Origin of the sequence: Exiguobacterium sp. UBA1053, assembly GCF_002316465.1 — a bacterium.
Classification (GTDB): domain Bacteria; phylum Bacillota; class Bacilli; order Exiguobacteriales; family Exiguobacteriaceae; genus Exiguobacterium_A; species Exiguobacterium_A abrahamii.
The window spans coordinates 1,524-7,719 of sequence record NZ_DCDO01000010.1 but is presented as its reverse complement, the minus strand read 5'-3'; the positions used below and the strand labels follow the sequence as shown (position 1 = coordinate 7,719).

Here is a 6,196-nt window from a genome sequence, read left to right as displayed (position 1 = left end):
CGCCTTGACACATGCGATGAACTTAGATGCTCAAATCGTGACGAGCCAGTATGTCGATTCTCGTCTTCATGAAGTGACAGCAGCGAACGAGTCGCGTCGTCAACTTTTGACAGACGTCGTTCGTGTCAGTCAAGAAGTTGCAAGTTCCGTCGAGCACACGGATCATGCCATCGTTGAGACCAGCCGTCGTGCCTCACAAGTATTAGCAGAAACAGCTCAGACAGAGCAGACGAGTCAGCAACTCGTCCAAATGACGATTGCCAACGAACGACAGATGCAACAGATGGAGCAACAATTCGCTCAATCGACACAACAAGTCGGTACTTCGCTTGAAAGCATCCATGAATTGAAGACAACGTCGGATGACATCGTCCAGATGACGCAAAGCATCGAAGCAATCGCCAATCAGACGAACTTACTCGCGTTGAATGCTTCGATTGAAGCAGCACGTGCCGGTGAACACGGTAAAGGTTTTGCTGTCGTCGCGACCGAAGTCCGAAACCTTGCTGAAAATGCCAAGTCATTGAGTAGCAGTATCAACGGTCTGATTCAAAAGAACAATGGTAATATCACACAACTCGTTTCTCAGATGGAAGACATCACACGTGCCAACACCGCATCTCAGCAAGAATTGCAACAAGTGAAACAAGGAATTCAAACCGTTAAGAGTGAAATGGAGAATTCCCTCACCTTGTTTGGACGCAACAAAGAAAACCTCGGACAAATCGTCGAGACAATCCAAGGTCTCAGTAAGACGACGCAAGGCTTGACGACATTGACGACGGATCTTGTCGCTGCTTCCGAAACACATTAAAAAATAGGCAATTCTTATTCTCGGTTTTAACCGAAATAAGAATTGCCTATTTTACTTTACTCGTCTTGTTCTGCTGTGACGACAAGACGCTGATCGTATCCTTTTGATTCTGAAAACGTACCTATACATGAAATGAGCGTCAGTTTATTCATGACGGTCGCACCGAAGATTGATCCGACAGGTGCTTCATCGACAGGATAGGACATGACGTTCGTCACCACGTACGATACCTGTTGTCCTGCTTTTCCCGTCACTTCAATCCGTTGCCCTTTTTTCATCTTGGCTAAATCATAAAAAACAGCGGGACCTTCTTGATCATCCAAATGTCCGGCTAGCACGACATTCCCGGTTTGTCCGGCTTTTGCTCCGTACTTGTACCAAGCGACCTGATCGGTCTGTTTCGGAACATCCATCCGTCCTTGTTTATCCTTCCCGACGACTTCGATGTTCGCTTTCACATCGAGCGTCGGAATTGTAATACGCGTTGGTATGAACGCCTCTTCGTCCACCTCTTCGGATGGAGTGGACGAAGAAGACGTCGTTGTTTCGGTTTGTTTTGGTTTTTCTGGCTTTGTAGCATCTGGAGGTGATCCCGATTGACATCCGGCTAATACGAGTAAGAGAAGAAGACTACTCTTAAGCGTTTTGTTTACGACGGACGACATACGCTGTTCCTACTAACAAGGCAGCTGCTGCTGCGACTGCCCATGGTGTAGCAGAAGCCGTATCAGATGAACCACCAAGTCCTGTTTCTGGCATTGATGCCATTTCACCACCGTCTGGGATCAAGAGGACTTCAAATGCTGGTTCGCCTTCAAGTAAGCCGATTGCGAGTGCTGTATAGTTTTTGCCACTGTCGAGTTTGACGCCATCCAGTGCTTTGACGACATCCGTTGCGCCTGCAGGACGGACTTCAAGGTCATACGTACCTGCATCGAGTGTACCGTAGTCAGAGACTTTCGAGAATTCAAGGTTACTGAAGAGTGGGTCTCCACCTTTTGGTGCGACATCAACAGCTGGCGCATCTGGTGCAAAGTGTGCGACACGAACCATTGATTTTCCATCTTCGCCTTTACCGTTGTCTTCCATGACCGCGAGTTTGATATCAGCTAGTTTGCCGATTGCTGCGACCGAATAGAATTTACCAGCTTCTACGTTGAGTGTTTGAGAGAGCACAGGATCTTTCGTAGTTCCTGCAGCGAATACTTCTACTTTATGTTCGCCAGCTGGTAGTGTGAGGTAATCTGTGACATCTTTGAATTTTGCTCCTGATACCGCTTTTTTGCCATCGACCGCGATATCGACTGCCGGAGCATCTGGTGAAGCATGAATGACACGAACCATTGCGTCATCTGCTGCGCCTACTGGTAGCACGAATAGTGCAAACAGTAACGTAGCGGTCACAAACGATAAGAGTTTCTTCATCTTTTTTCCACCTTTCTGATTGTCAAATGTACATCGCTCTCAAACCAATGTTCTTACACTTCAGAACATTTCCTTCGTGGTGACATCTTAAACTTAAGACACTGCCGTAAATGTGTAAAGATTTCAGTGTGCTATGAACTTGTTTTGAAAACACATTGACTTTTTCTTTCTTTTCGAAATAAAATATTTTAAATAACAATAGAAAAGAAGGTTAAAGCCTATGGATTCCTACGATTTAAAAATTATTAATTTTTTGAAAAGGGATGCCCGGATGAAATGGTCAACACTTGCACAACACATCGGCTTATCGGCACCAGCTGTTGCGGAGCGCGTCGCACGCTTACAAGAGCAAGGTATCATCCGTCAGTTGACGACGGTGCTAGACCCCACCTCCTTTGACTATCGCCTTGCTGCATTCGTCGCTGTTTCACTCGAGCGACCGGAACATCGGGCACCGTTTCTAAAACGAGTTCAAGAACTTGAGTATGTACTAGAATGCCATCACGTCGCGGGGGACGATGATTACCTACTTAAAATCCGCTGTCGGGATACAGAACAACTTGATGAAATCATCACTTACCACATCAAAGAATTAGCAGGTATCCTACGGACGAAAACGACAATCATCATGCGGACGGAAAAGGAATCGCTCCATTTTCCGTTACCCGAGGTCGACTGATGTTTACGACTGGTTTTGGAATCGAATTTGCCTTAGCCGCCCCCGTCGGTCCGATCGGCCTCTTATGCATGCAACGAACTCTTCGACATGGAAGAGTTTCTGGCATCGTTTCCGGACTCGGAGCCGCTACGGCAGACTTCACTTACGGGATACTCGCGTTATCTGGTTTTTCACTCGTGCAATCTTTACTCACCCAAGCATCTTGGATGCAATTGATTGGCAGTCTGTTTTTGTGTTACATCGGCTGGTTGATGTTTCAAGCTTCTTCGAACGCCTCGATTTCTGATACGGCCACGTCACGGTTAAGTGCCTATCTGTCCGTCTTACTCCTGACGTTTTTAAATCCGATGACGATCACACTGTTCCTGGCGTTGTTTGCACGCTTTGAGTTAACGATGACGAACGGACAGGATGCGTTTTTGTTTCTAATCGGTATTTTTCTCGGTTCTGCCGCCTGGTGGGTCATTCTAGCGAACATCACGCACCTGCTCAAGCACCAGCTTGCGATACCCACTTTACGTATCATTCAGTGGACGTCTGCCAGTCTAATCATCGGATTCGGTGCATTCGGGGTCATTCAGTTCTTCTTCTGAGCAAAACAAAAGAGACCGACATCACGTCCGGTCTCTTTTGCTTTTTCATTTAATGAATCCAATCATCATTTCGCGTAATACTTTTGCTGCCGCGATCGCTGTCATATCGGATTGATCGTACGCTGGGCATACTTCTACCAGATCCGCGCCGATGACGTCAACGTCTGCTCGTGCGATCATGTGAACGACTTCAAGTAATTCCTTCGTCGTCACTCCACCGATTTCTTGCGTCCCTGTTCCTGGTGCTGCTGACGGATCGAGAACATCGATATCGATCGTGACGTAGACTTTTTTACCGGCAAGTGTTGGAAGAACTTGACGAAGCGGCTCGACGATCTCGTATTTGAAGAGGTTGTAGCCTGACGTCTTCGCCCATTCGAACTCTTCTTTCATACCTGAACGAATTCCGAATGAATAGCAGTTCTCTGGTCCGATCAAGTTTGCGATTTTCTTAAGTGGCGTCGAGTGCGACAATGGCTCTCCTTCATACTCATCGCGTAAGTCTGTATGCGCATCAAAGTGAAGCACGACGAAATCATCGTAGTGTTTATCGAACGCTTTGACGACCGGCCATGTGACTAAATGTTCGCCACCCATACCGAGCGGGAACTTGCCTGCTGTCAGTAACGAATCGACGTATTCTTCAATCATATCAAGTGATTTTTGAGCATTCCCGAATGGTAACGGGATATCTCCCGCGTCAAACAACTTCGAGTCAGCGATGTCACCATCTAAGTACGGGCTATATTCTTCTAAACCAAGAGATACTTCACGGATACGTGCCGGACCAAATCGTGAACCCGGACGGAAACTGACCGTCCAGTCCATCGGCATGCCGTATAAAATTCCTTTTGCATCTTCGTGAGTCGGTTGACTCGCGATAAAGACTTTTCCTGAATATGCTTCATCAAAACGCATGATCCATTCCCCCTGTTCATTTGCCGTTTGCTGATACAAACGTCTGTTTACCTGACAACAGAGCGATTTCGAAGATCGAAACCGCTCTGTTCATGTGTGCTATAGTGACTGAGCTCAGCCGTTCGTCAAATCTTTAACGAATTTCGGAAGTGCGAAAGCTGCCGTGTGAAGCTCAGGCGTGTAATACTTCGTGTCGATCTCGTGGAAACGCTCTGGTGCAACTGCAAGCGGATCGTGTTTCTTTGATCCGATCGTGAACGTCCAAAGACCACTTGGATACGTCGGAACGTTTGCGATGTAGAGCTTCGTGATCGGGAAGATTTCTTTGACGTCGCGTTGAACATCACGGATCAAGTCTGGTGTGAACCATGGGTTATCCGATTGTGCGACGAAAATGCCGTCTTCTTTTAATGCTTTTGAAATACCAGAGTAGAAGCCTTTCGTGAACAAGTTGACCGCTGGACCAACTGGTTCTGTCGAGTCGACCATGATGACATCATACTCGTTTTCTGCTTCTGCGATATGCATGAATCCATCCCCAACGATGACTTCGACGCGTGCATCGTCCAATCCACCTGCAATGTTCGGGAGGTATTTTTTCGAATACTCGATGACTTTTCCGTCGATTTCAACCAAAACAGCTTTTTCGACGGACGGGTGTTTCAAGACTTCACGGATGACTCCGCCATCTCCTCCACCAACGACCAGAACCGATTTTGGATTCGGGTGTGTGAACAATGGGACGTGCGCGACCATCTCGTGGTAAACGAACTCGTCCTTATCTGTCGTCATGACCATTCCGTCAAGTAACAACATCGTACCGAACTCGTCCGTTTCAACCATCTCTAGGCGTTGAAACTCCGTTTGTTCGCTCTCATAAACGTGGTTGACACGGAATGTGATACCGTAATCTTCCGTTTGGTGTTCCGTGAACCATAACTTTAATTTTTGTTCCATTTGCGATAGAACCCCTTTCTTTCATCAAGACAAAAGTTGTTCGTATGCGAGTGGCGTTTACGGCGCTTCTTAATCATACAAATGCGAGTATACCGAATTTCGAAAGAAACTTCTATATAATTCGAAAATTTTTGTCTTCCGTCTTTACTCGATGAACGTCACGATTTCATCAAGCGGACGACGTTGCTTCTCACGTTTTGGTTCGTCTGCCCGGTAACCGAATGCGACCATGACCGGCACCGTGAAAACAGAGCGATCGAGCAGTCCACGATCGACGAGTAATTGCTCGACGGCTTGCTGGTCGAATCCTTCGATTGGGCATGAATCGATTCCGATTTGTGCTGCCGTCGACATCATGTTTCCGAGTGCGATATAGGCTTGTTTTGCTGCCCAGTCTTCCATCGCTTTCGGGTTATCACCAATCGCGAAATCCTCCTCTAAAAACAGACCGTAACGCTTCGTCCGTCCGGCTTTCGCTTCTTCGGATAGACCAAGGAAATCCATCATCTGCGTGACATGCGGACCATCTGCCTGCATTTGTTCTCCGGTACGGGCAAGAAACAAGACGAAGTGACTCGCTGTCGGTAATTGTCCTTGTGCGCCCCAAGAAATTTCTTTTAAGGCTTCTCGGATTTCTGGATTTTGAATGACGAGCATGTTCCATGGCTCATATCCGAACGAGCTCGGTGACAGACGCGCCGTTTCTAAAATGAACCGGAAATCGTCTTCTGGGATCATTTGACCATTAAATGCTTTTGTCGCATGACGAGATTGAAATGCTTCAAGAATTGTTTGTTTTTGTTGTTGTTT

At 46.9% G+C, this 6,196-nt stretch carries 8 protein-coding genes; 3 read left to right on the top strand and 5 right to left on the bottom strand.

The genetic code is table 11. From position 1 onward, the window contains the following. The coding region (locus B3G15_RS06840) for a methyl-accepting chemotaxis protein (protein WP_290719353.1) at nucleotides 1–814 on the top strand (814 nt) is incomplete at its 5' end. Nucleotides 815–870: 56 nt separating this feature from the next. Here B3G15_RS06840 and B3G15_RS06835 read toward each other — a convergent pair. Both B3G15_RS06835 and B3G15_RS06830 read right to left on the bottom strand, forming a co-directional pair. Further along, on the bottom strand, nucleotides 871–1,479 hold the full coding sequence (locus B3G15_RS06835) for a class F sortase (RefSeq protein ID WP_214861539.1): 609 nt from the start codon (nucleotides 1,477–1,479) through the stop codon (nucleotides 871–873). Continuing rightward, the gene (locus B3G15_RS06830) at nucleotides 1,451–2,239 is read right to left on the bottom strand and encodes a DUF4397 domain-containing protein (RefSeq protein WP_023466804.1); all 789 of its coding nucleotides are present in this window, start codon (nucleotides 2,237–2,239) and stop codon (nucleotides 1,451–1,453) included. Before B3G15_RS06830 ends, B3G15_RS06835 begins: the two co-directional genes overlap by 29 nt. A 220-nt stretch (nucleotides 2,240–2,459) precedes the next feature. On the opposite strand from B3G15_RS06830, the gene B3G15_RS06825 reads away from it, so the two are divergent. Beyond that, nucleotides 2,460–2,918, top strand: coding sequence for an Lrp/AsnC family transcriptional regulator (locus B3G15_RS06825; RefSeq protein ID WP_050677294.1), 459 nt, complete (start codon nucleotides 2,460–2,462; stop codon nucleotides 2,916–2,918). Then, nucleotides 2,918–3,511: a LysE family translocator gene (locus B3G15_RS06820; RefSeq protein ID WP_290719348.1), complete on the top strand. Its 594-nt coding sequence runs from the start codon at nucleotides 2,918–2,920 to the stop codon at nucleotides 3,509–3,511. Before B3G15_RS06825 ends, B3G15_RS06820 begins: the two co-directional genes overlap by 1 nt. 45 nt (nucleotides 3,512–3,556) lie before the next feature. Here the strand turns inward: B3G15_RS06820 and speB are convergent, their stop codons facing one another. The 3 genes from speB to B3G15_RS06805 all read right to left on the bottom strand — a co-directional run. Then, nucleotides 3,557–4,429: an agmatinase gene (gene speB, locus B3G15_RS06815; RefSeq protein WP_290719346.1), complete on the bottom strand. Its 873-nt coding sequence runs from the start codon at nucleotides 4,427–4,429 to the stop codon at nucleotides 3,557–3,559. A gap of 114 nt (nucleotides 4,430–4,543) precedes the next feature. Next, entirely contained in the window at nucleotides 4,544–5,386 is an 843-nt protein-coding gene (speE, locus tag B3G15_RS06810; protein ID WP_023466799.1) for a polyamine aminopropyltransferase, read from the bottom strand. Between the two features lie 144 nt (nucleotides 5,387–5,530). Beyond that, nucleotides 5,531–6,196 (bottom strand): NAD(P)H-dependent oxidoreductase (locus B3G15_RS06805; protein ID WP_414651116.1); only part of this gene is annotated, 666 nt, incomplete at its 5' end.